We start from the raw sequence: 25555 nt of genomic DNA on the forward strand, positions 1-25555 counted from the left end.
TATCGCAGCCGCAAGTAAAGATATGACATCACGAATCAAAGCCAACGCCTATTCTCTCTTCAAATTGGATAATTTAGCATCGCTGCCATTTTTTGCAACTTTCTGCCTATCTCTTCTATTGTGTAAAAGAATGTGAAAAACCGCAGTCATTCATCCATTGAATAATCTGCTTGCTGAACTTCTTTTAGCTGGTTCAATTCTTCCGTTGCATTAGCGATGCCTTCTCTTCGAGACGCTTCGCGAGAATGATTGCTGCTATGACTGCATAAAACGTTTGGCACTCTGTACAACTTCGATCGTTGCTTCTACTAATCTGGCTCAAGCTGTTATACCAATTCAATTAATGATTGCAACACATCCTTGGGTAAAGACGCGATGAATCGCGTCTCTACAAATGGTCTATTTGTCGCATCCTTTTTTCAAATTGGTATTATCTCCAATGCCGTCTGATTGCACTAGCAATCTTGTTAGCATCACTGACTAGACTAGTGATGTAAAATCCTTTTATTTCCCGATAACTCTATTGTTGTAACACCGAGAGAGTACCTTCTAGAATCACACTGAGCGGTGCAGTTAGTTCGCGAAGTAGACGTTCATCATTGGCATCAAAGGGGCTACCTCCTAATTTATTAGTCAACACAACCACTGCAAACACTTGGTTTTTGCTATTGAACATAGGTAAGCAAAGGACATTACAAGTATGATATCCAGTTGCTCGATCGATTTCTCTATAGAACTGAGGATTTTGCTGAACATCAGTTATATTTACACTCTCACCAGTTGTGGCAACATAACCACTAATACTAGCATTCATCGGCAGGAAAATTTCCACAGCTTCTTCATTTTCACTCCGGGAAACCTTAGACCAAAGCTGATTTTTTTCCCGATCGACTACAAAGATAGTTGCTCGATCCGCACCCATAATTTGAGCAATTTTCCAGGCTAAAGCCCTAATAACTTCCTCAATATTTGCTTTTAGCATTTGCTCGCTGAGAATATTCATTGCTTGCAAAACTTGTTCAAATTCTTCTTTGAGCTTCTGAAGCAAACTCAAAAACTGAGGGATTGTTAATTCTTCGAGCGTGCGGCTCAATTCCTCTTTCTTCGCTTTCACTAACGAGGTTGTTGTACTCTCAATGTCTAGAATTGCTTGCTCTGTAGGCGAGGCTAAACGACCATCTTCTAAATGAACGATGCGATCGGCAATATCTAAAATTCGGTTGTCATGGGTTACGAGCAAAATCGTACAATTCTGCTGCTTTGCCAGTTTTTGCATTAGTTCCACCACATCTCGACCACTGGCTTTGTCTAGCGCTGCTGTTGGTTCATCTGCCAAAATGAGTTGGGGTCGGTTTACCAAAGCCCGTGCGATCGCCACTCGTTGTTTTTGTCCGCCCGATAACTGGTGTGGATAAGAATGAATGCGGTTTTGCAATCCCACTTGCTCTAATATTGCTTGCGATCGCTCTTGTGCTTCTTCCATTGCGATCGCATCATTCAGCACCAAAGACATTTGGACATTTTGGTTTGCGGTTAGGGAGCCTAACAAATTATGAGCTTGGAAAATAAACCCGATCTGCTTGCGGACATTTTCCAGTAACCGATTACTCACCCCGCTTAACTCGTGTCCTAGTACTTGAAGGCTACCTTCCTGAACAGAACGCAATCCCCCAATTAAAGTCAGTAGTGTTGTTTTCCCAGACCCAGAGGGGCCGGACATAATCACAATTTCTCCAGGATAAATCTTCAGGGAAATATCAAATAATATTTGTTTGCGTAATTGACCCTTTCCATAATAATGATTGATGTTTTTGATTTGAATAATTGGTTGGGTAGACATCAGTTTAAATCAACATCTATTCAAAATTTTTATTAATAAATATCAGCAGGATCTATTTTTTGCAGCTTTCTGGTTGCTAATAGTCCGGAAATAACACACATTAAAACCGTTAAACATAGCACAAAGCTGATAACGTTAAAATTCATTTCTAATTGCAGCCCTGTAGCCGTAGTAATTAACTGATAAAAAATAAAGCTTAAGCAAAAACCTGGAAAAAAACCAAAAAAGGAAAGAATGATAGATTGGAGAAAAACAATACTGACAAGATAAAAATTAGAATGGCCAATGGCTTTCAAAGTGCCATATTGAGGTAGATTCTCTGCAACATTACTATAGATAATGTTGTAAACTACGACAATACCAACCACAAAACCGATGATTGTTCCTAGTCCAAAAATAGCACCAATTCCAGATGATTGCGTCCAATAATCTAGTTCTTTGGCAATAAAATGTTGTTTTGTGTAAACAACTATATCAGATGGTAAAGATTGATTCAAAAACTTTTCTAGGCGATCGCTATTCGTTCCTGGAGTCACTTTGATTAGACCAATATCAACGTCGTTGAGCGATGAACGAAGCTTGGAATCAATGCCAGAAGGTCTAGTTGCAAAAATTCTCAGAAAATTAAGATCGCTCATAATTAAATTACCATCAGTTACAAAGTCAGCACCCAGTTCAAAAGTTCCAATTACTTTGACTTGGACACCTGAAAGCTCAGTTGTCAAACCCGCTTGCATAGAACCATAATCTTTGCGAGACTTGCTATCGGCCAATAGAGTGTTGGGCATTTTCAGGGCAAGTTCAGCCGCTTGGATCTCAGGTAAGAGAAAAACAGGATCGTCTAGATTACATGCAAACACTCGGATAGACCTTTCCTCAGCAGTTCCATAACGTCTCCAACTACCGAGAGTCATATAAAGTGGATAAGCTGCTGCAACGCCTTCAAATTGTCTAACTTGATATAATCGACTTCGATTAAAAGTTTCGTCAATAACGGTAACATAGCGTCGCTGACTGAGCATGATTAAATCAGCATTGAATACCTGAATAAACGCAACGTTACTATTCAACATTGCATTCTGAAATCCGAGTTGGGAAAACATGAGAAAAACCGCAAATGCGATCGCGGCTAATGCTGTGAAAAACTGCGATCGTTGCTGGAGCAGGTTACGCCAGGCAAGGGAAAGCTTAAATAAGGCAACTCGAACCCTTTTTCTAGAAAACATCGGCGGGATCTGCAACTAACACTTTGCGAGCAACAACAAATCCAGATGCTCCACATGTCAAAATCGTCAGAACAAATACCAATAACATCCGACTAATAGTCATAGCGACCGGTAGTCTTGTGGCAAGAAAAATGGCATGGTACATCCCCAAAGCCAGAAGGCAACCAGGAATAAACCCCAGCGTCGCCAGCACGAGCGCTTCTTGGATAACGACCGTCAACAAACGCAAATTAGTATATCCAATGGCTTTTAAGGTTGCATACTCATGCAAGCGTTCATTGACATCAGAACTCAGGACTTGATACACGATCGCAGTCGCAACTAGAAAAGCCATGATCACAGCAACAGCAATGATATAACCGAGCGAAGTAGACTTAACCCAATATTCCCGATCTCTGGACATCGCTTCTTGACGACTGAATACTTTAATCGTTGCTGGCATGATTTGGCGTAAGTTTTGCACCACTTCATCAACCTTTACACCAGGCTCAACTTTCAGCAAACCCAGACTTATATCATCTAGCGATCGCCCCGGATTGAGACGAATAAAATTTTGATCGCTAACAATCGCAGTGCCATCAGCACGAATGCTGTTATTTAACCTAAACAGCCCCACAATCTCAACTTGTCGCCTGCTCAGTTCACTTTTGAGACCCACTTCTCTCGGGCCAAATTCAGAACGTGAGAGGCTATTCATTAACAAGGTATCTTGGCGTTGCAGGGCTGGTAAAGACTGATAAACTTCTGGCACGCGAAACACAGCATCTCGATAATTAAACCCCAAAACCAAAAGCGCTCGTATTCGCTTTGTTTCTACATTGCGCCACGAGCCAAATGCCAGATAAAGTGGTCTGGCAGCAGTAACGCCATTCATCCCTCCCGCCTGATACAAATAACGTCGGGAAAAGGGTGGAACATAGGTCGACTCCGGCGACTTGGATGAAATCAATACAATGTCAAAATCGAGGCTTTCGTAGAGGAGCGTCGCTGCCTTCATCACTCCGCTAAAGGTTCCAAGTTGCATAAATACTAAGGAAACCGCAAAACTGATGGCTGAAACTCCCACGCCTAAGCGAGCTTTACTCTGCATTAAGTTACGCCATGCCAACGGGGGCCCTTTCCAGTGTTTGCGGTGCTGACGTTTAGTCACATTCCCTGACTCCTGATAATTTGGATATCTGCAAAAATTGTTAAAGTCTAAGTTCCCTATTCCCTATTCCCTATTCCCTATTCCCTTTTGAAAAACCTTTAACGAATTAATTTAAATTAATCTCGGCATCTACTTGCAGATTACTTAGATCGGAGACAAGTTTGCTTCGATCTAAGCGGATTTTCACTTCTACCACTCGGACATCTGATTTTGCTGTCGGATCGTCCCCAATAATGTCGTTTTTGAACACCAGTTGGCCAATTTTTGTAACAGTGCCAGTCATTTTTTCCGAAAAAACCGGACTGGTAATTGTTGCTCGCTGTCCGACCTTAATCAACTTAACGTCTGTTTCAAACACCTCTGCTACTACATACATATTACGTGTGTTGCCCAGAGCCAGAAGCCCGCGATCGGAAATCACTTCCCCAGCCTGGGTATAAATCTTCAGGACTTGGCCGTTTTTGGGCGCACGGATAATAGTTTGCTCTAACTGTGCCTGAGCCAGTTTTAAATTTTGGATGGCTGAAATCAACCCACTATGGCTAGCGACTCGCTTTAAATTCATCTCTGAGCGTTTGAGGTTCTCTTGAGCTACTTTGATATCTGCTTGACGGGTGTTGGTTAATTGCTGTAACTTGGCTCTGACTTGACTTAAATTCTCCTGGGTTTGTACAACCAGTAACTTCCTAATCTCATAATCCTCTTTAGGAACTGCACCTTCAGCAGAAAGTTTTGCATAGCGATCGCGTATGATAATTGCCTGTTGTAATTCTGCTTGCGATCGGCGAACAGCAGCCTCTTGAGAGCTAATTTCTTGCAGACGAGGAGTAGAAATCTGACTAATCTGTGCTTGTGCCTGATTAATCTCAATTTTATTGAGGGAACTATCTGTTTGTATCTGTTTTTGCACCTCCTCTAACTGGCTAGCAACCAAATTTCGTTTAGCCAGCATTTCTTGGTGACTTTTTAGATAAGCCAAAACTTGCCCTGTTTTTACCCAATCACCCTCAGAAACTTTTAATTCATCAATCTGTGCCCCCACTGGAACTGCAACCTTGGTAATCTCCCCCTCTGGTTCCAACCGCCCCAGTGCCAGGACTTTTGTTTTTTCAGGCGGCAACGATAACGAAGATGACGAGGCGTTCTTGGCGGGTGACTGGCTAGATACTTTAAACAAGAAAACGTATCCAGCCCCGATACTTAATGCCAGTAGACCGGCAAAGATACTAAGATTGCGAGCAGTAACAGTAGGGGTCATCATAAGTAGCAAAAGTTACTAGTACAACACGGTGGAAATAAACCAATCATTCCAAATCAACAAAACCCTTATGCTGTATTCATTTTTAATTTTTAATTTTTAATTCCGCCTTGCGGTACTAGTTCTTATTCGTTCTTCAAGTTCAGCCCCGATCGCTGAATTTCGCTTTTAAGTTCGTCTATAGATTGCTTGAGATTCCGAATTTCTTCAGATGTCTGTTCTTGAACTCCCCGCATTTGTTCTTCGGTGGTCATCACAATCCCAGCTTCCTGTTCCTGAAGCATTTCTTGTAAAAAGATGCTGAGAATTCCTCTAATCGGTTGCCACAACTGATGCCACCTTTTTTTGTCTTCTTCTAGCAGTTGAATGTAGGTATCGAAGCTGTGAGGGAAAGGAACACCTCCCATAAATTCTGCCGCTCCTCCAAAATTCAGAGAGACACCGTGATTTCCCAGTCCAATTACGTTATGAACTTCTCCCGCATGTTCGTAATTGCCTAAGTAAAGTTCTCCCAATCTCAAGCCATTACCAGCAACCATACTTAAAGGGAAAGGAAGGCTAAAGGGTACCAGGGTAAACAGATCCAGTTGATTTTCGATCCGGTAACTAAATCCTTCTCCTAATTGTTCGTTGTAGTAATTGGCAAAATGCCGATTGCCAACTTTCACAGATCCAAAGGTGTATACTTTGACTCGTAAAGCTAACTCTCCTAAAGAACTAAAACGGCGTTTTAAGAACAGAGCGCCGAGTTGAGCTAAGCCACCGCCCAAACTATGGCCCCCTACGTAAACCTCAAGGCGGCTGGCGTTTTTAGGCATCTTAGATATAGAATTCAAGCTAGCACCAGCCCTGCGACTATTCGAGAATTCACTCACTTCTCTAGAGATATCTTCAAAGTTCAAGAGTTCATCGCGGGCAAAACTCCAGGCTCGATTCAGATTGCCGATCGCATCATAAGAGAAGACTTCCGAAATTAGTTTTTTTAATCGGCGCTCAAAGGCCAGTCCAAATCGGATTCCTCCAGCCGCAGCAATGGCATGGGCAATAGCAATTTGTTTGCCAGAATTCAAGGTTTGAAATATCTCAAAATCTTGAGCATTAATTTGACCTAAAAGAACCTGAAAAAAGGCAGCCAGTTCATCTTTGACGGCTTCAAATCCTTCAAAAAATCCCCGTGCGACTTTGACTCGCGTATCTGGTAAAGAACCATAGTTAATTAATGACCAATTGAGATCGGTCAAAATATCCGTTAATTCAATTTGACCGCGATCGGTAACAATAGTGCCTCGAAAAATCACTGCAAATTGATTACTTCCTTCTCGTTTAAAAATGAAACCTCGGATATTATTTTCATTATTCTGCAAGCTATGAACTAATTTCCAGCCCTCATTCTTATACAGAGAGTTATAGATATCTTGGACTTCGGCATCCTCAACAGAGCCTCCTCCGACTTGAAATATTTCATAACTTCGTTTAGAGAACTTAGCCATTAAAATCGCTTCATCAAAACTAAAACCACTGCGAAGCTTTAAAGGTATACTCATAATAAGTAGGTCGGTGTGAATATTTATTATTGGGATCGGACAGAAGCCAGCTACGCTGGAGGCAGAAGCAAAAAGGGTTTAAGATATTTCATTTTTCTTTACATAGTTTGGTCTTTTGAAGTCGTTCTACTTATGTTTGACTTTTATCCTCTGAATATAGATGGAGACTTGATAGGATAATATCAGTTAGTGCTGTTTTATAACTATCAGTAATAAAATTGGAAACTTTGGTTATTATTTATTTTTATAAATCTCCTGATAGTATTATCAAGCTAATAGAAGACTGCTAGGAAAGGCAAAATCTACAACACCTCCATCTTTTGAACCTGCACGCGATCGAGACAAGCTCTTAGCTTTTCGGCAAGTACCTCTACATGGGGTGGGAGAACTAAATTCAGATGGTTTCCCGGAATTTGATGAATCTCAACTCCGCCGATCGCTAGATCGCCCCAGCCAAGGGTTGCATCTTGGGGATTTTTTCCAGTTTGTTTGCTCGTCCGAAAGAGGGTAACTTTACCTGGATAAGGCTGCGGCTTGTATTTGAGGAGGGCTGAGTTGTTAGCTTGCATGACTTGAAATAGCCGTCGCGCAGCTGGTTGGAAAAGCTTACTCAGCCTGGACTGGTGGGCGACAACCTTAGCTATACTTCCTGGCTCAACTAAAAAATGCAATGGCTTCGAGGTCTTAGTTCCAATCTGTTGGGTGAGTTGTCGTTCTTCGACAGCAGTGAGAAAATGGTCTACTGTCTCATCCAGATAAGGGCCAAGATTGCGAAGCACGGAATTCACCAGAAATTTAGCCATTTGGAAGAAATTCTGAGTGCGATTGTCGCAAAAAGCGGGAGTATCAATCAGTGCCAGTAAGACAATGGTCTGTCCTGCTTGCTGTAGCTGTTGGGCCATTTCAAATGCCACCAGCGCCCCAAAAGACCAACCTCCTAGACAATAGGGGCCTTCTGGCTGCACCTGTTGGATACCGTGGATGTACTCAGCAGCAATGTCTTCTATACAATCTTTTGATTTGCCTTCGCCAGTAATCCCCGCAGATTGTAGCCCATAGAAAGGTTGTTCTTGACCCAATAACTCTGCCAGGTCAGAATAAACGGAAGCGACACCCATCACCGGATGAATGCAGAAAAAGGGTAGCTTTTCGCCTTGCTGCTGAGAATTTACTCCAGCCAATTGTCTGAGAATTTGAGCAGCGAGATTTGCGATGGTCACACCTTCTAGAAACTTGACCACAGGAACATTGACTTCTAAATCGACTTCAATTTGATGTTTAATCTCGATCGCAGTCAAGGAATCGAGGCCTAGCTGATGCAAGGGTTGTTGGGGATGCAGTTTCGCCAGGTCAACTTTCAGTCCCCTTGCGAGTTTTGCTTGAATGTAAGACTCTAAGTGCTGCTGTCTTTCTGGGAGAGCGATCGCTAACAGTTCTGCTGCTGTGAGTTTATATTCGCTATCTCCGCCATCCCATTGGGGCAAGATGTCAGCAGCAATGATGTCCAAACTCTCTGTTTGAAATCCATTGCGGCAAGCAGTACGGGAAATCTTACCACTTGAAGTTTTGGGAATGCTGGCAGTCTTGAGCAGCAACACTGCATAAACTGATAACTCATGAACCTGTGACACCGCTTGGCGAATAGCCGCGATCGCTTCATCTGCATTGAGCTTTCTTAAGTAGGTTCGCTCGATTTCTTGAGCAACGACGATTCTTTCTTCCCCTTCTACCTCAATGGCAAACACTGCTCCACAGCCGTGCCGGAGAGCTGAATGACTTTCCTGCACCGTCAGTTCAATGTCTTGAGGATAGTAATTGCGACCTCGAATCACAATTAAATCCTTGAGTCGCCCGGTAACAAATAATTCACCATTATGCAGAAATCCCAGGTCGCCCGTCCGCAGAAACGAACTCCCGCCATCGTCTAAACAGGCATAGAATGTTTCTTGCGTCTCTTGGGGTTTCTGCCAGTACCCTTGAGCAATACTCGCTCCTGTAACCCAAATTTCGCCAACTGTACCATCTGGACATCTCTTGAAAGATTGCGGATTGGCGATCGCAATTGTTTGACCTAACCCCGTCCTACCCTGCCCAACAATCTTTATACCATGCTGCTGTTGCTCTGCACAGAACACAACTTGGTTTTGTTCGAGAGCAGCACTTTCTACATTACACACCGTTGGGTAGCACTCTTTTATCCCCCCGGAAATCAACAATGTGCCTTCAGCCATCCCATAGCAAGGATAAAAAGCTTCAGGGCGAAAGCCGTAAGGCTCAAACTTGGTAACAAATCGCTCTAGGGTCTGGGCACGAACTGGTTCGGCACCATTGAAAGCAACTTTCCAACTGCTCAGATCGAGACCTACTAATTGTTCTGGCTGAATCTTCTGCACGCACAAGTTATATGCAAAATTCGGCCCGCCGCTAATCGTCGCTTGATAGCGGGAAATTGCTTCTAACCAACGATAGGGCTTCTGCAAAAACGCAACGGGCGACATCAAAATTATTGAGGAGCCGACGTAGAGGGGTTGGAGGATGCCGCCGATTAAGCCCATGTCATGATAAGGGGGCAGCCAGGATACGTTTAATTGGTTGGGAGCAGTTTGGAAAAACTGATGAATCAGTTTTAAATTGTGTAGTAAGTTGCCATGACTGACCATAACCCCCTTGGGTGTCCCGGTTGAGCCAGAGGTGTATTGCAGAAATGCGATCGCGTTTGGATCGATAACGGGTTCGTGCCATAACTCTGCTTGCTGATTAGCGATGGTATCTGTAGTTAAAATCTGTTTTGTGGTCAGGTCTGGATGGTGGTTAAATTGAGTAGCGATCGTGGTGAGTAAGGAGGTTGTAGTTAGGGCAACCCTAGCCTGGGCATCTGCCATAATTGCCATCAGCCTAGAGATGGACTGATTTTGTCGAGGTGGATAAGCAGGAACGGCGATCGCACCAGCATATAAGCAGCCAAAGAAGGCGGTAATGAAATCAAGACCAGGTGGGTAGAGAAGCAGGACACGCTCATGCTTGGCACTGACAGTTTGCAGTTGCACTGCGATCGCTCGTGCCGATAAATCTAGTTCTCGATATGTGAGATTAATTACTTCCTTTTCTCCATCCAGCAAAAAACTATAGGCGAGGCGATCGGGTTGTTGTTCGGCGCGATAACGCGTCAACTCTACTAAATTTTTGACTGACAAACTGGATGTTAACAATTCATTGAATGCCATATTCAGCCCTCTCCAAAACCCGATCTGCTTTTGCTTGTACTCGTCTCAATACCGAAGTGAGGCTAAAGTGTTAACTCCTCTATTTCCTCAACAACATTAGCAATCTGAATAGTTGGTATCAAATTTTTCAAAATTAATTGTTCGTGGCAAGCTTGAGCTAATTCCGTAATGCTAGGACTAGCAATAAACTGTTCGATTGGCAGTTCAATCTTTAAATTGGTGACAATGCGATTTCTGAGACTCACAGCCATCAGAGAATCGATGCCCATACTATTAAGTGGCTTTTGGACATCAAGTTGAACAGGCTCACACTCTAAGGCTTGGACAATTTGTGCTTGAATGTAAGTGCTTAATAAATCGGTGCCTTGGCTATTTGCCGCTACTGACCATTGCTCTACAATATCAATCTGTTCCGCAATCTTAGAGCCAACGACATTAGAGGTTTTAACATTATTAGATTCTCCTAATCTATCTTGCCGTGAGGCTTCTGATTCCTGCCAGTAACGCTGTCGTTGCCACGGATAGGATGGCAAACGCACAAAACAACCACCATTAGGATAAAGAGCGTTCCAATCAATGGAATCTTCTAAGGTATAGCACTCTGCGAGGGAATTCAATATTTGAGCGCGTTCAGTAGCAAAATTTAGAATTTTGAATTGAGGACTTCTCTCCTGCCCCTCTGCTCCCTGGTCACTGAGCGTAGCCGTTGGCGCAGCCTCTCGTAGAGAAGTGCTGCCCCTCTGCTCCCCCTGTTGCTCTACATAGCCTGAAAACATCGAGGGACGGCTTTCTTGTGTAAGAAAAGCCATTAAATGCTCGGCGAGTTGTTTTTTGGAATCAACCACCATTGCCAAACGGTGGGAGTGATGGCTACGGCGCAAACTAGTTGTGTAGCAAATGTCCGCCAAGGAAATTTCGGCACTAGAATCCTGAGTTAGAAACTCAATATAAGCTTTAGCAAAGGCTTTCAAAGCCTCTGGGCTACGAGCTGACATTAAAAAAATTTGTGGTTGGTTAGCGATCGCCGCGTCAATTGGCAAGGATTCTACACCTTGCAGAATCACATGAACATTCGTGCCCCCCAAGCCAAAACCATTCACACTCACGATCGGTGGTTGATTATCTTTATTTGTTAGTGGTTCTAAGGATTGTGGCACGCGCAACCGTAGTTCTTGCCAAGGAATTTTGGGATTGGGGGTTTGAAAATGCAGATTGGGTGGAATCTGACGATTGCTAACTGCTAGCGCTGCTTTAATGAGTCCGCCAATGCCGGCAGCCGCTTCCATGTGTCCAATATTTGTTTTTACAGATCCGATGGCGCATTCATTGCCCAAAGAGCGATCGCTGCCGATGACAGCCCCGATCGCTTTAGCTTCAATCTCATCCCCCATCGGTGAACCGGAGCCTTGAGTTTCTACATACTGCACCTGCTGAGGGAGAATTCCTGCCCGCTGATAGGCTTTTTGCATGACTGTCTGCTGCGCCAAAGCTTCGGGGGCTGTAAAACTGCTGCCGCGACCATTCTGGCTGACAGCACTGCTGCGGATCGTTGCATAAATAGCATCACCGTCAGCCAGGGCATGGGATAGCGGCTTCAGAACAACAACCCCCACCCCTTCAGCCCGAACAAAACCATCTGCTGCGGCATCAAAACTCTTGCAACGACCATCCGCAGACAGCAAAAATGCCTTACTCATGGCGATGCTGATTTCTGGTTTGAAGATGACATTGACCCCACCTGCTAGAGCTAGACTGCATTCACCATTCCAGAGACTAGAGCAAGCAAAGTGAACGGCGACTAATGACGAGGCACAGCCAGCGTCAATCGGCAGACTGGGGCCTGTGAAGTCAAAGCAGTAGGAAATGCGATTTGGTACAAAGTTGAAGTTTGAGCTAACTATGGTATGGGCATTAATCGCATCACGATTGCGCTCCTCCATTTGAATGTAACTGTAATCTCGATTAAGTACCCCAATAAAAACCCCGGTATCGCTGCCAGCCAGATGTTCCGGCACTTGCCCAGCATCCTCTAGCGCCTCCCACGCCGTTTCTAACAAGAGTCGTTGTTGAGGGTCAATCCGAGCCGCTTCCGCGCCGGAAATCCCAAAGAATTTGGCATCAAACTGATCTATTTGGTCGAGAAACCCACCCCAACGGCTGTACATTTTACCTGGTTCTACCGGATCGGGATGATAAAATTTGTTGACGTTCCAGCGATCGCTAGGGATTTCTGTAATTGCATCTCTGCCATTTTGCAACAGGTTCCAGAAGCTAGCTGGACTACGCACACCTCCGGGAAAGCGACAACCAATACCAACGATCGCAATGGGTTCTGGAATCATAAGCTGTTCACTCTTCTGTGAATCTCATACTAATTCTGTATAAAGATGCGCCAAATTATATAAGGAACGAACCGCAAAGGGGAGGCAGCGCGGTCTTGGGGGTAGCGACTGCCGTCGCAAAGTACACAAAGTAAGAAAGAAAATTTGGCGCAGCCTCACAAAGAAATGGTATCAGGTAAAACTTCTTGAGAAGCTTCGTCTTTAAACTTGGCGAACAATTCCACCAATTCATTGATTGTCTTAAAGCTAGAAACTTCTGTTCTGGGAATTTTTATTTTGAGTTCTCGCATACAAGCAGAAACAATTTCTACGCCGTCAAGACTACTGCCTCCATATTCTCCGATGGTTTTATACGGATCTATTTCAACATTTTCTACCCCATCTACGTTGAGCTTGATATGTTTAATTACGACATTTAATACTTGCTCTCGATCCATGATGTCTTGTCTCCTATATTGAAAATTTATAAACAAAATCTAGGCTAAATAGGCCGCTTCGATGTGTGCTAATGTACCCGGAACGCCAAAACAGATTTTGTGCATTAGGTGTTCGCGGGACAATGCTGCTTGGAGAGCTTGACGCCGAGGTAATGACAAGGTGTCTTTTACCATCTCCAAAACATGTCTGGGTTTTTCAGCGATTCTTCTTGCCATATCCAAGGCTAAAGTCATAACTTCCTCAGTTGGAACTATGTAGTTAAATAAACCTCGTCCCTTAAGTTCTTTGCCTTTGTAGAGCTTGGCGGTGAGGAGCATCTCGCTAGCAAAGTGATGTCCAACCATTGCTGGTAAGACAGATAAGATACCCATTCCCGGAGTAAATCCCAAATCTGTAAAATTAACTCCGTACCGACTGTTTTCGGATGCGATCGCCATATCGCAGTAGAGTGCTAACGCTATGCCACCTCCCACAGCATGACCTTGCAAAGCTGCAATAATTGGTACGGGAAAGCTAAGTAGTTGGTTGGGCAGTGATAAATCTTTGACATCTGCATTACCACTCACAACTTGTTTGATGGTGTCCAAGCTTGCTCCGGCACAGAAGACATCCGATCGCCCACTTAAAATCAAAACTTTCAGGCTCGGTTCTGCCGCTAGATGAGTCAGGGTTGTCATTAATTCATCACACAGTTCTTCGCTCAAACGATTTTCGTTTTCAGGGTCATCGATTTGCAGTTGGAAGATGCCGTCTTCTAGGTTGGCGAGCAGAATTTTAGACATGGGCTTTTCCCCTGTACTTTTGAAACCAAGGTGGCGAGAATCCCTCAGTGAAACTTTGAATTCCTTCTAAGGCCCCCGGTTGTGCTAACCATGAAACAAGTTGATTAAGGGCAATATTGGTTTGTCGCTGTAAATCTGACCCATAAAGTTGTTCAAAATATTGTTTACTGGCAGCGATCGCTTCTGGAGAAGAACGAAACAGCCGTTGTAATTGTCGGTTCAAGGTGATAGCCATGCCTTCAGTTGCAACTTCATCCACTAACCCAAATGCCTTAGCTTCTAGGCTGTCAATTCCCCGACTGCTGAGGGTTAAATACTTAAGCTGTGCTATGGTCAGACGACGCAGTAAGAAGGGTGCAATCAGAGCTGGAATCATGCCAATGATGACTTCTGGCAACATAAATATTACGTTTTCGTTGGCAATGACGAGATCGCAAGCCGCAACTAAACCTAGTCCTCCACCTGTAACATTACCTTCAACGCAGGCGATTACAGGCAAGCGGGAATGACAAATTAATTGCAGACAATCTACAAATGATTGAAACAGTTCTATTTGAGGTCTTCCTCCCTGCTGTAATATCCATTCCAAGTCAAGTCCTTTGCAGAAGTCAGTTCCTTCAGCCCGAAGCACGATCGCCCGACAAGATGAATCGGCGATCGCAGCTTGTAATGCTTGACTAAGTTGATTAATTAAAGATGGATTAAGTGCATTACCTGTTTGGGGTTGCACCAAGGCAATCTGGGCAACTCCTGAATCGATTTTATAGCGGACGGCCTCTACTATTAACTCCATTTATATTGCCTATAGTAATTTTCAACATTGCTTAACACAAGTAAACCTTGGCCTCGATAGCGTTTTTCATAGCGTTCATCTAAATAGTTTTCTAAGTTAAAATCTCGGCGATCGCTATATTTTTCACGGGTCAATTCACTCGCTTCATAATCTGCAACAGATAAACGAAGTCGCTGATTAAGGTGTTCGTCAATGTTGAGCGATCGGACAATTTCAGTTGCAGCCTTTCCAATGGTGGCGCTGTAGAATTCTGCTTGACAGCCACCACCATAAGCAAACAGGGAAATGCGATCGCCCGAATTAAGATCCTTGGCATAATTTAAAAGACTTAACAAACAAATAAAATTGGAACCCCCATACGAACTACCAATTTGTTGAGCAAAATGTATACTCTCTGCAACTTTTGATTGAAAACTTAACTTAGCAGCCGCTTTCCCTACCGCCTCAAATCGGTTGAGTATGGTGCGATGTGCCTGAAACGTCATTGCTGGAAAGGGCGCATGATAAATGTGTTTTTTGAAATCAGCATCATAGTCTACAGAACCCACGATTTGCTCGTAGTGACTGAATGCTCCCTCCAAAGCATCTAAATAAGAGTAAAGACTCGTTTCACTTTTGATCCTTTCGGTGTTGAAAGTGGGGCGCAGATAGTCAGAAATCTCCTTTGTCCAGTAACCCGCCTTATCTAGTTCAATTTCGAGAATTTCTGGATTGGCGCTAACGAGCATCGCTACTGCACCACCTCCGCAGATAAACTCCTGGTCAGTATTGAGCGTGACGCTGCTGAAGTCCGTGTTAATTACCAATGCTTTTTTGCCAGGTCTAGCCCCTGAAGCAACCCACGAAGCGGCCATTTTGAATGCCGCAGTGCCACCGTAACAAGCATGTTTCACCTCGAAGTTACGGCAATTAGGAGACAAATTACAAAACCGATGTACCCAGGTGGACAGGGATTTGCCACAATCAACCGCAGATTCTGTACCAACAATTAGTAGTTCAATGTCTTCTAGGTCTTGAGGTGATAAGAGTTGTTTGGCTGCATTCACCGCCAGAGTAATAGCATCTTCATAGACCGGATAAACCGATCGCGTTTTACACATTAAACTATCGGCAATCTGCTGGAAGTTTTTACCACGCGCTTCGGAAAGGTCGGCAATGTCTAGGTAAAACTGCCCTGAGTATAGATTGAGTTTCTCGATTCCTATATGCATAGAATGTTAACTAATTGCTGACAGGGAACAGTGAGATATTTTTTATTTGGGAGTCCCTCAAAGGGAGTCAATCCAACAGCGTTGGCGCTGGAAAGGATAAGTGGGCAGAGCAACTCGTTGTCTGGGAGAATCTCTATGAAATTCTGACCAATTAATGTTTATACCCTTCTTGTATAAGGTAGCTAGGCTGTCGAGGAGCGATCGCCAGTCATCATGCCCTTGTCTTAAAGAAGACAACCAAGTAGCAGTATTTTTAGCTAGACAGCGCTTACCCATACTTGCCAGAGTATCTGTTGGCCCAATTTCCAGAAAAATCTTATACCCCGCCTCTGCTAAGGTCTGGATACCTCCATCGAAACGCACGGGCGATCGCAGTTGGGATCGCCAGTAGTTAGCATCTAATATCCCTGCCTCGAATTCTCCCGAAAGATGAGAGATAAACGGCAGACTTGGGCGATGAAACTGCATTTTCCTCAAAGTCTGTTCAAAGGCATTTTGGATGGGGTCTACTAAGGGTGAGTGAAACGCGTGGGCAACATTTAACTCGCGAGTCATAATGAAATCGGATTCTAGACGGGCGATCGCTGCTGAAACCGCTTGTCTATCGCCCGCAATCACAGTTTGGCTAGGGCCGTTATAGGCAGCAATAGCAACAGCATCCTGGTACGATGCGATCGCCTCTTCTACAATCTCCTTAGTTGCAAACACCGCCACCATTTGCCCTTCTCTGGGCTGCGTTGCCATCAGTCGTCCCGGTTCGGCACTCAAGTACAGTCCTTCCTCCAAGCTGAATACACCTGTCACGCAAGCAGCTACATACTCTCCGACGCTATGACCCATCACCGCATCAGGTTCAATGCCCCATGACTGCCACAATTTCACTAAGGCATACTCTACGGCAAATAGAGCAGGTTGGGCATAGGCAGTTTCATCTAAAAGATGAGGCACTAAGTTTCTTTCCCTTTCCCCTTTCCCCTTTCCCCTTTCCCCTAATGGATACAGTACTTCCAGCAGTGGCCGATCCAAATAAGAGCGTAAGATGCGATCGCAATCGTCTAAGGCTGCACGGAAAATAGGTTGGCTGTTGTAAAGTTCCCATCCCATACCAACGTATTGCGAACCCTGTCCAGCAAACAAAAATGCAATCTTCGGGTGATTATCCGGCTGTAGTCGTCCTGTTGTCTGTTTGCTAGTGGCGAATGTCCTCAGTTGGTCGATTAAATGGGGTAAATCGCCTGATGAAATGATGGCATGGCGATGGTTAAAATGTGACCGACCGATATTAGTTGTGAAACAGATATCAGGAATCAATTGAGCAGCGTAGTTTTCTAAACTATCTGCATAGCAACTTGCTAGTTCCCGTAACGCTGTCTCAGTTTTTGCCGAAAGCGTCAACAGCGATTTGAGGTGGAAATTTCCACCCCTACTCCCCTGCTCCTCTGCCCCTCTGCTCCTCTGCCCCTCTGCCCCCCTGCCCCTCTGCCCGCCTGCCCCTCCGCCCTCCTCTGCTGCTTCCAGTACTACATGAGCATTGGTACCGCCAAAGCCAAAGGAATTAACGCCAGCAAACCGAGGCTTGATATCTATCGGACGATCGATTGTAGGAATCAAGAATGGTGTTGACTTGATGTCAATATGGGGATTGATGGTTTTGAAATGGGGATGAGGGGGAATTTCTCCTTGTTGCAAACAGAGGACAGTTTTGATGAATGCGGCAATTCCACCAGCTGCTTCTAGGTTGCCAATATTAGTTTTCACAGAACCGAGTCCGCAGGGTTGGTCAAGGGTTCGCCCCTGTCCTAGTACCCCCAAGATTGCTTGTAGCTCGATGGCATCCCCCATTGGAGTACCCGTACCATGTGCCTCAACATAATCAATTTCATGGGATGCTACCCTGGCATTTGCCAAGCATTGCCGAATCACTGCTTGTTGAGCCAATCCATTTGGTGCAGTTAGGCCAACACTGCGGCCGTTGTGATTCACCGCAGTTCCCCGCAGTAACGCTAGAATGCGATCGCCATCTTTGACTGCATCTGAAAGACGCTTCAGGATAACTACCCCACATCCTTCTCCTCGGACGTAGCCATCGGCTGTAGCATCAAAGCTTTTGCAACGTCCATCAGATGACATCATACCAGCCTGGGAAAAGGTAATATTCACCTCCGGTAACAACATAATATTCACGCCGCCCACCAATGCGAGATTTGACTCTCGATGCCGCAGACTTTGGCAAGCGCTATGTATGGCAACCAGGGACGACGAACAAGCAGTATCGATTGTGACGCTAGGGCCTCGCACATCCAAAAAGTAGGACAGGCGATTTGCCGCCATACTATTGGCAATACCGGTGCCGGCTCTCGTGGGAATTGCGGTCATAGCTTTGTAATAATCACAAGTGGCAATTCCCATAAACACACCAGTCTGAGAACCAGCCAATTGTAAGGGGTCGTATCCAGCGTTTTCTAATGCCTCCCAACTTACTTCCAATAACAACCGTTGCTGGGGGTCAATAGTCGCTGCTTCGCTCGTGGAAATTCCGAAAAAGCCGGGATCGAATTGATTGATATTTGCTAAAAAGCCACCCCAACGGGTGTTAGTTTTGTCATAACTACTTAGATCGGGATCGTAGTAAGCATCTACATCCCAGCGATCGCTAGGAACTTCGGCGATCGCATCACCACCATTTTTGCATAACAGCCATAACTTCTCTGGAGAGTGAACTCCTCCAGGAAAGCGGCAACCAATACCGATGACTGCAATGGGTTCAGTTGCAGCATGTTCGAGGGTATTGAGCTTTGCTTGGAGGGCTGATAGCTCCAGTAATGCGTTCTGCATCAATTGTCCATAATCTCTGGTTTCTGAAGGACGACTCATAGCAGTTTTCCCTCTCTGATTGATGCTAGTTTTGCAGCCAGCAAATCTGCAATTTCGTCAAGCGATTGATCGGGCGATGACAATCTCGCTCTTTTTTCTAATGATGATTCTTCCAGTAAGGCTTGTTCCTGGAAACTCTCTGAGTTAGAGTTAGCCTCCTGGGCTGATGCTTGTGGATCTAAGAGCGACAACACTTGCGTTTCCAGATAATTCGCCAATGCTGCTACCGTCGGATAATCAAATAGTGTGGTTGGGGAAAGCGAACAGCCTAAACTATTTTGCAATTGCTCTTTCAACTCCGTAGCAGTTAATGAATCCATCCCTAATTCAAAGAAACCTTGCTGCAAACCGATGGACTGGGGTTGCTTTAAGCCTAAAACTTTGGCTACTAGTGAGCGGACATGAGCGACTAATTCTTCCTGTCGCACTCGTGGAGGCTTGGCTATTAGCGATTGAAGAAATGTTGATTGTGCCCTGTTGATGGTGGCAGCAATGGGCGACGGAAGATGATTGTGGTTAACTGGGTTATTGGTGCTGATACTCTGAGCCAGGATGACAACCTGTTGGAACGAATCGCCGATCGCTTGAGAATCAGGTGCAAGATGCACAGCCTCTTGAAACCCACAATCAGACAACAATTCCAGCCAGTCAGTCACTGCTAACAAAGGGTAGAATGGTCGCAGCTCGTAGTCTGAGAATTTCCACCACCCTGGCGTTAATCCAAAAACCAAATCTAACCAGCGTCGGGGACTTGTTCCCTCCAGCAACACTAACAATCCTCCTGGCGCTAACAGGCTGTGAACGTGACGTAAGGTTTGCTGTAAATCCTCGGTTGCGTGCAGGACATTGGCTGCCACAATGATGTCGTATTGATGGTTATTAAATCCCTGAGATTGGGGGTCTTGTTCAATGTCTAAAGACTGATAGCGAACAAATGGGTAATCTCGGAATTTCTCTTGAGCCTTGGAAGTAAACCACGTTCCTAAGTCTGTGAACACATATTCAGTTCGATCTGCTGGGAGATGAGGTAGGAGGTAAGCAGTTGTTCCGCCAGTTCCGGCTCCAATTTCCAAAATGCTGACTGTAGCAGTGGAAATCGCGGTTGAGATTGCCTTTTGGACTAGCGCGTTCATCATCTTTGCGCCGGGAGAGTCCTGGTAAAGCTGGGTTAATGCTGTCAAATCGCCTTGGGGAAATAGCAACTCCAGTGGGCGAGTTTCACCTTGGAGTACTTGAGCCAGGTACGAACCGCAACGCTCTAGCAGTGTCAGTTCTGCATTTGCTTGGGGATATTGCGATCGCAAATTATGCAGTTGCGCTTCTGGTGTAGGTAACTCTAGTATTCGAGTGACTTCCCACTGATTACCAATTCGCTGAAGAATTCCTTCTTCAACCAGCATTTCCAACAGGCGCAAAGCGAGTTTCTGATGTTGCTCAATGACTCCTAGTTTGGTAAGTTGGGGGATGGAATAGCGATCGCCTAGCTGCAAATTCCACCCCATCTTCCGGAATGCCGCCACCACATAAAGGATACTTAGTGATTCCAAAGTACTTAGGGCTTCCCCATAGTGTTTGAGACTGAGTTGGGCTGTCAATTCAGCCAACTGGGGTACGAGCAAACGCTTGATTTCTGCTGGCGAACAGAGTGATTCTCTAGCAGTCACGTTACTAGATGCAGTTTCCATCCAGAAACGCGATCGCTCAAAGGGATAATTGGGCAACACTACCCGACGATGTTGAGAGCCATGATGAAAGCCTACCCAATCAACTGATATTCCAGACTCGTACAAAGTTGCCAAACTGCGCAACATCTGCTCTGAATTCGATTCCTTTTTGAGGCTGGGAAGCCAAATATTTTCCCTCTCCGATAAGCACTGGCGACCCATTCCCAATAAAATCGGTTGCGGCCCTACTTCCAAATACGCTAAGGCTCCTAATTCTGCTAGAGTTGCCATCCCATCAGCAAACCGGACTGGCTGCATCACATGTTGTACCCAATATTCAGGCGTGGCGATCTCTGCTTTTGCCAGCTGACCTGTGAGATTAGAAATAAAGCGAATATCGGGGTTTGGCGGACAGTAGTTTATTTGCCGGACAATTTGCTCAAACTCCGCCAGCATGGGTTGCATCAATGGCGAATGAAAAGCATGGGAAACCTCAAGTGGTTTTGTCTTCACTCCCTTTGCTTCTAACCTGGCCACAGCCGATGTAATAGATTGAGATCCACCTGAGACGATCAGATGTGCGCCGTTCATTGCTGCGATCGCCAAATCTGAATACTCATCGATGATGGTCGATACTTCTTGCGACTGGGCAAATACCGCTACCATTGCTCCTACAGACGGTAATGCTTGCATCAGTCTTCCCCGTGCGGCAATCAACTTCAGTCCATCTTCCAGACTGAACACTCCTGCTACACAGGCGGCAACATACTCGCCGATACTGTGTCCCATCACCACACTCGGTTTGATTCCCCAGGACTGCCATAGCTCAGACAATGCATATTCCAATGCAAATAAAGCAGGTTGAGTATAAGCGGTTTCATTAATAGAGGCTTGAGTTGGGTTGTCTAACTCACTCGTTGGATACAGAACCTCTAACAGAGGCTGGTTTAAATAGGGCTGTAAGATTTCAGCACAGCGTTCTATGGCTTGCCGGAAAACGGGTTGCGTGTTGTAAAGTTCCCGCCCCATATCGATATATTGCGAACCTTGACCGGTGAACAAGAAAGCAACTCCCTGACAACGATCGCCTATTCTAGAAGGTGAGTTATAAATGAATGCTGCTAGTTGCTCGCAAAAGTCCTCTGAGGATTCTGCAACCAGAGCTAGCCGATGGTCAAAATGCGATCGCCCGACATTGCTCGTATAACAAATATCCCCTAGAGATACTTCTGAATGAAACTCCAAAAATGCCACATACCGCCGAGCTAATTCCCGTAACGCTATTTCACTTTTTGCCGAAAGCGTCAACAGCGATGTGACGTGTGAAGCTACTCCCCTGCTCCCCTGCCCCTCGGTCACTGAGCGTAGCCGTTGGCGCAGCCTCTCGTAGAGAAGTGCTGCCCCTCGGCCCTCTTCTGGTGCTTCCTCCAGAACAACATGGGCATTCGTACCGCCGAAGCCAAAGGAACTTACTCCTGCAAAACGTTGCTCCCCAAAACCAGACCACTTTTGAGTCTCGCTGGGAATAGAAAAAGGCGTGTCTTGGATGTTAATTTTCGGGTTTAGCTCTTTGAGATGAAGCGTACCGGGAATCTCTTGGTGTTGCAAAGCCAGTACAACTTTAATTAACCCTGCAATTCCCGCTGCTGATTCTAAATGACCGATATTAGTCTTCACCGAACCGATCGCACAAGGTTGTTTTGGAGAACGACCTGACATCAACACTGATTGCAACGAATTGACCTCAATTGGGTCGCCCAAAGCTGTACCTGTCCCGTGAGCCTCAACATAGCTAATGGCTGCAGGTGCGACTCCAGCATTAACAAGCGCCTGATGGATAACGGCTTGTTGGGCAATTCCTCTAGGAGCAGTCAGCCCATTGCTGTGACCATCCTGATTCACTGCCGAGCCGCGAATCAGCGCCAGTATATTATCCCCATCTTTGATGGCATCAGTAAAACGCTTCAGCACTACGATTCCACAACCTTCTCCCCGGACATAACCATCTGCATCCGCATCAAAGGTTTTACAGCGACCATCCCCCGACATGAATCTTGCTTGGGAGAGGGCAATTGTCATTTGGGGGGTGAGAATTAAATTAACACCACCTGCCAAAGCCAAGTCACATTCCCCTAACCGTAAACTCTGACAAGCCTGGTGAACTGCAACCAGAGATGAAGAACAGGCAGTATCGACTGCCCAACTGGGCCCGTGCCAATCGAACTGATAGGATAGGCGGTTAGCGGCAATGCTCAAAGCGTTGCCTGTGCTGGCATAGACATCAATATCAGATAAACGATCGAACTGGAATCGAGCATAGTCATTGGTACTGATGCCGATAAATACACCACTGTTGCTGCCTGTCAAGCGATCGCTTGCTAATCCGGCATTTTCTAATGCCTGCCAACTCACTTCTAATAACAGCCTTTGCTGCGGGTCCATCCGCTCGGCTTCACGAGGAGAAATGCGGAAAAATTGAGGATCGAATTGGTCAACTTGCTGAATAAATCCACCCCAACGAGTACTCATTTTGCCCGGTTGGGCAGGGATAGGGTTATAGAAAAGATGAGAATCCCAACGATTGGCGGGAATTTGGTCGATGGCACTTTTACCATTTCGTAGTAATTGCCAAAAGGCTTCTGGGTTATTAGCTCCGGGAAAGCGGCAGTCAAGACCAATAATCGCGATCGCCTCGACAGATTTGAGGTTTTGTCTGGGTTCTGGAGATTCTCGCTGTTGGGATAATGCTTCTGTGAGATAGGCTGATAGAGTTGCGATCGTCGGGTAATCGTAAGCCAAAGTAGGCAACAACTGACAACCTAACCAATCCTCTAAATCTGCCGACAGGCTGACTGCGGCAATAGAATCTAACCCGTAGTAAGCAAACGATTCACGCGGATCTATTGATTGGGGTGCAATGTTTTGTCGCTGAGAAATCTTATTTACCAACCAGTCTTGAATTTCGGCCGCCCCCTTTTCTCCTGACTTGCGACTTCTCAATTCTCCCTGCTCCCCTGCTCCTCGGTCACTGAGCGACTTGCCCTGAGCGGAGCCGAAGGGAGCCGTTGGCGAAGCCTCTCGTAGAGAAGTGCTGCTCCCCTGCTCCCCTGCCTTCCTCCACTGTCCCACCACTTCCAAAGTCCCCGCCAAAAATCCTGCGCGGGTGGCATAGCGCTGAATCTTCCCACTAGAAGTTTTGGGGATACTGACTGGCTTCAACAGCAAGACGGCATAAACTTCTAACTCGTGCTGTGTTGTGACTGCTTGTCGGATGGAGCCAATTACCTCACTTGCATCAAGCTTCCGCATAGCAGTTCGCTCGACTTCACACGCCACAACGAGTTGTTCTTCACCGTCTACTTCAATAGTAAATGCGGCTACTCCCTGCGTTCCCAAAGCCGAATGACTATTTGTAACTGTGAGTTCAATGTCTTGAGGATAATGATTATGTCCTCGAATAATAATTAAATCCTTGAGTCGTCCGGTGATAAATAGCTCGCCGTCTTGTAAAAAGCCTAAGTCTCCTGTGCGCAGAAACGGGCCTTCCCCTGTATCTGCTAAATAAGCTGCAAAAGTGGATTTTGTGTTCTCAGGTTGCTGCCAATAGCCTTGGGTGATACTCGCTCCCGCTACCCAAATCTCGCCCACTTCATCTGGTAAACATCGCGTCAACAATTCAGGATGAGCGATCGCAATTCGGGTATCGCCCTGCTCGCTATTACCACATCCAACTAAAAGCCGCGCCTTGGAATTCTCTGCTGTTGCCAGCACTACCCGATTTTGTGCCAGTGCGGTTGCCTCTACCTTGATAATTATTGGCTGAGTTTGTGCCTCTACGGTAGTCACTTTCAGCGTCGCCTCAGCTAGCCCGTATGCTGGACAAAAAGCTGTTTCTTGAAACCCGCAGGAGGCAAACGCTTTGGCAAACCGTTGGAGTGTTTCTGCTTTGACTGGCTCCGCACCATTGGAAGCAACCTGCCAAGAACTGAGATTTAGGCTAGCACGTTGTTCTGCGGTAATCTTTCGGACGCATAATTCATAGGCAAAGTTGGGTGCGCTGCTATGGGTTGCCTGATAGCGGGAAATAGCTTGCAGCCAGCGAATCGGACGCCCAATAAATGACACGGGTGCCATGATATAGCTAGGAAAGCCGTAGTACAAAGGTTGGAGAACTCCATAAATTAATCCCATATCGTGAAAGAACGGAATCCACGTCACCATCACGCTATTAGCTGTGTGATTCCAACCTTGGTCAATGTAGGCTAAATTGTGCAGTAGATTGCTGTGGCTGACCATCACTCCTTTAGGCATTCCCGTAGAACCGGAGGTGTATTGCAGGAACGCTAAAGTATTTCCATCAATATTAGGTGCTTGCCATTCCTGTGCAATCGCATCAGAAATCGCATCGCTAGCCAACAGTTTTAGAGATGCTAGTTCTGGATTGTCTGCAAAGTAGTTCTTAACGATTGGCAATAGTGCTGTTGTTGTCAGGATGGCAGTTGCTTGGGCGTCGGAAACGATCGCACCCAACCTAGCAATCGACTGATTTTGCCGAGGCGGATAAACAGGAATCGCGATCGTACCAGCATATAAGCAGCCGAAAAAGGCAGTAATAAATTCTAAACCAGGTGGGTAGAGCAGGAGTACGCGATCGCCTGGCTTTGCAAATGTTTGCAAGTAGGTAGCGATCGCTCTTGCCAGTTTATCCAATGCTCCATACGTGAGTCTACTTCCCTCAGATTCACCATCTACTAAAAAGGTATAGCCTAGCGTCTGAGGTTGCTGAATAGCTCTGTAGCGCAATACGTCTACTAGCGTCTCACTAGTATGTTGTTTTTCCATGCATGGCTACTCCTAAAACCTGGAAATTGTTCAGATCGCTAATCTCTAGCACATTGACAAGCAAAGCCAACATCTGCGAGTAAATGAAGGTATTAAAGATTTATTCAGACTGATGAAGCCATCAGTTTGATAAATTTTGGTGTTCTCCGAAAAATTTTGGTGTTCTCCGAAAAATCTTGGTGTTCTCCGAGAAAATGTTGGTATTGCTTAGAATACCAACATTTCACTCTTCATGCACAAACTTTATAAATTCTCAACTATTTAAGGGATGACTTTTATATCAAAATAACTTAATAGTTAGCGCAAGAGACTTGTAATATTTCTACTTATTAGCAGATACATTGAATCAGTTAAGGATTGCCATGCT

General features: G+C 45.4%; 14 protein-coding genes. All 14 read right to left on the bottom strand.

Annotated features, from left to right (window positions below):
• Nucleotides 1-146: 146 nt before the first annotated feature.
• Entirely contained in the window at nt 147-281 is a 135-nt protein-coding gene (locus V7K53_RS26795; protein WP_335200539.1) for a hypothetical protein, read from the bottom strand.
• A 239-nt stretch (nt 282-520) separates the two neighbouring features.
• Nucleotides 521-1840, bottom strand: a complete 1320-nt coding sequence (locus tag V7K53_RS26800) for an ATP-binding cassette domain-containing protein (protein ID WP_335200540.1) — start codon at nt 1838-1840, stop codon at nt 521-523.
• Between the two features lie 32 nt (nt 1841-1872).
• Nucleotides 1873-3066, bottom strand: a complete 1194-nt coding sequence (gene devC, locus V7K53_RS26805) for an ABC transporter permease DevC (protein WP_335200541.1) — start codon at nt 3064-3066, stop codon at nt 1873-1875.
• Nucleotides 3056-4216: an ABC transporter permease DevC gene (gene devC / locus V7K53_RS26810; protein ID WP_335200542.1), complete on the bottom strand. Its 1161-nt coding sequence runs from the start codon at nt 4214-4216 to the stop codon at nt 3056-3058. The genes devC (V7K53_RS26805) and devC (V7K53_RS26810) overlap by 11 nt, the downstream gene beginning before the upstream one ends.
• Before the next feature lie 106 nt (nt 4217-4322).
• Nucleotides 4323-5477: an HlyD family efflux transporter periplasmic adaptor subunit gene (locus V7K53_RS26815; RefSeq protein ID WP_335200543.1), complete on the bottom strand. Its 1155-nt coding sequence runs from the start codon at nt 5475-5477 to the stop codon at nt 4323-4325.
• Nucleotides 5478-5599: 122 nt separating this feature from the next.
• Nucleotides 5600-7018, bottom strand: coding sequence for a lipase family protein (locus V7K53_RS26820; protein ID WP_335200544.1), 1419 nt, complete (start codon nt 7016-7018; stop codon nt 5600-5602).
• A 302-nt stretch (nt 7019-7320) separates the two neighbouring features.
• Nucleotides 7321-10242, bottom strand: a complete 2922-nt coding sequence (locus V7K53_RS26825) for an AMP-binding protein (protein ID WP_335200545.1) — start codon at nt 10240-10242, stop codon at nt 7321-7323.
• A gap of 62 nt (nt 10243-10304) precedes the next feature.
• The gene (locus V7K53_RS26830) at nt 10305-12584 is read right to left on the bottom strand and encodes a type I polyketide synthase (protein WP_335200546.1); all 2280 of its coding nucleotides are present in this window, start codon (nt 12582-12584) and stop codon (nt 10305-10307) included.
• Nucleotides 12585-12739: 155 nt separating this feature from the next.
• Complete coding sequence (locus V7K53_RS26835) at nt 12740-13021, bottom strand: phosphopantetheine-binding protein (protein WP_335200547.1); 282 nt, start codon at nt 13019-13021, stop codon at nt 12740-12742.
• 39 nt (nt 13022-13060) lie between these two features.
• Entirely contained in the window at nt 13061-13804 is a 744-nt protein-coding gene (locus tag V7K53_RS26840; RefSeq protein WP_335200548.1) for a polyketide synthase, read from the bottom strand.
• Entirely contained in the window at nt 13797-14597 is an 801-nt protein-coding gene (locus V7K53_RS26845) for an enoyl-CoA hydratase/isomerase family protein (protein WP_335200549.1), read from the bottom strand. The genes V7K53_RS26840 and V7K53_RS26845 overlap by 8 nt, the downstream gene beginning before the upstream one ends.
• Nucleotides 14588-15808 carry a hydroxymethylglutaryl-CoA synthase family protein gene (locus V7K53_RS26850; RefSeq protein ID WP_335200550.1) on the bottom strand — a complete coding sequence of 407 codons (1221 nt, stop codon included), beginning with the start codon at nt 15806-15808 and terminating at the stop codon, nt 14588-14590. The genes V7K53_RS26845 and V7K53_RS26850 overlap by 10 nt, the downstream gene beginning before the upstream one ends.
• A gap of 57 nt (nt 15809-15865) precedes the next feature.
• The gene (locus V7K53_RS26855; RefSeq protein WP_335200551.1) at nt 15866-18682 is read right to left on the bottom strand and encodes a type I polyketide synthase; all 2817 of its coding nucleotides are present in this window, start codon (nt 18680-18682) and stop codon (nt 15866-15868) included.
• Complete coding sequence (locus V7K53_RS26860; RefSeq protein ID WP_335200552.1) at nt 18679-25188, bottom strand: beta-ketoacyl synthase N-terminal-like domain-containing protein; 6510 nt, start codon at nt 25186-25188, stop codon at nt 18679-18681. The genes V7K53_RS26855 and V7K53_RS26860 overlap by 4 nt, the downstream gene beginning before the upstream one ends.
• Nucleotides 25189-25555 lie beyond the last annotated feature (367 nt).

Source organism: Nostoc sp. (assembly GCF_036917355.1).
Taxonomy (GTDB): domain Bacteria; phylum Cyanobacteriota; class Cyanobacteriia; order Cyanobacteriales; family Nostocaceae; genus Nostoc.

Excerpts from the sequence above, each read along its gene's own strand:
- V7K53_RS26830 (WP_335200546.1), bottom strand. The coding sequence starts at position 12,584 with ATGATTCCAGAACCCATTGCGATCGTTGGTATTGGTTGTCGCTTTCCC.
- devC (WP_335200541.1), bottom strand. The coding sequence starts at position 3,066 with ATGTTTTCTAGAAAAAGGGTTCGAGTTGCCTTATTTAAGCTTTCCCTT.
- V7K53_RS26825 (WP_335200545.1), bottom strand. The coding sequence starts at position 10,242 with ATGGCATTCAATGAATTGTTAACATCCAGTTTGTCAGTCAAAAATTTA.
- V7K53_RS26840 (WP_335200548.1), bottom strand. The coding sequence starts at position 13,804 with ATGTCTAAAATTCTGCTCGCCAACCTAGAAGACGGCATCTTCCAACTG.
- V7K53_RS26820 (WP_335200544.1), bottom strand. The coding sequence starts at position 7,018 with ATGAGTATACCTTTAAAGCTTCGCAGTGGTTTTAGTTTTGATGAAGCG.
- V7K53_RS26855 (WP_335200551.1), bottom strand. The coding sequence starts at position 18,682 with ATGAGTCGTCCTTCAGAAACCAGAGATTATGGACAATTGATGCAGAAC.
- V7K53_RS26835 (WP_335200547.1), bottom strand. The coding sequence starts at position 13,021 with ATGGATCGAGAGCAAGTATTAAATGTCGTAATTAAACATATCAAGCTC.
- V7K53_RS26860 (WP_335200552.1), bottom strand. The coding sequence starts at position 25,188 with ATGGAAAAACAACATACTAGTGAGACGCTAGTAGACGTATTGCGCTAC.
- V7K53_RS26850 (WP_335200550.1), bottom strand. The coding sequence starts at position 15,808 with ATGCATATAGGAATCGAGAAACTCAATCTATACTCAGGGCAGTTTTAC.
- V7K53_RS26800 (WP_335200540.1), bottom strand. The coding sequence starts at position 1,840 with ATGTCTACCCAACCAATTATTCAAATCAAAAACATCAATCATTATTAT.
- V7K53_RS26815 (WP_335200543.1), bottom strand. The coding sequence starts at position 5,477 with ATGATGACCCCTACTGTTACTGCTCGCAATCTTAGTATCTTTGCCGGT.
- V7K53_RS26845 (WP_335200549.1), bottom strand. The coding sequence starts at position 14,597 with ATGGAGTTAATAGTAGAGGCCGTCCGCTATAAAATCGATTCAGGAGTT.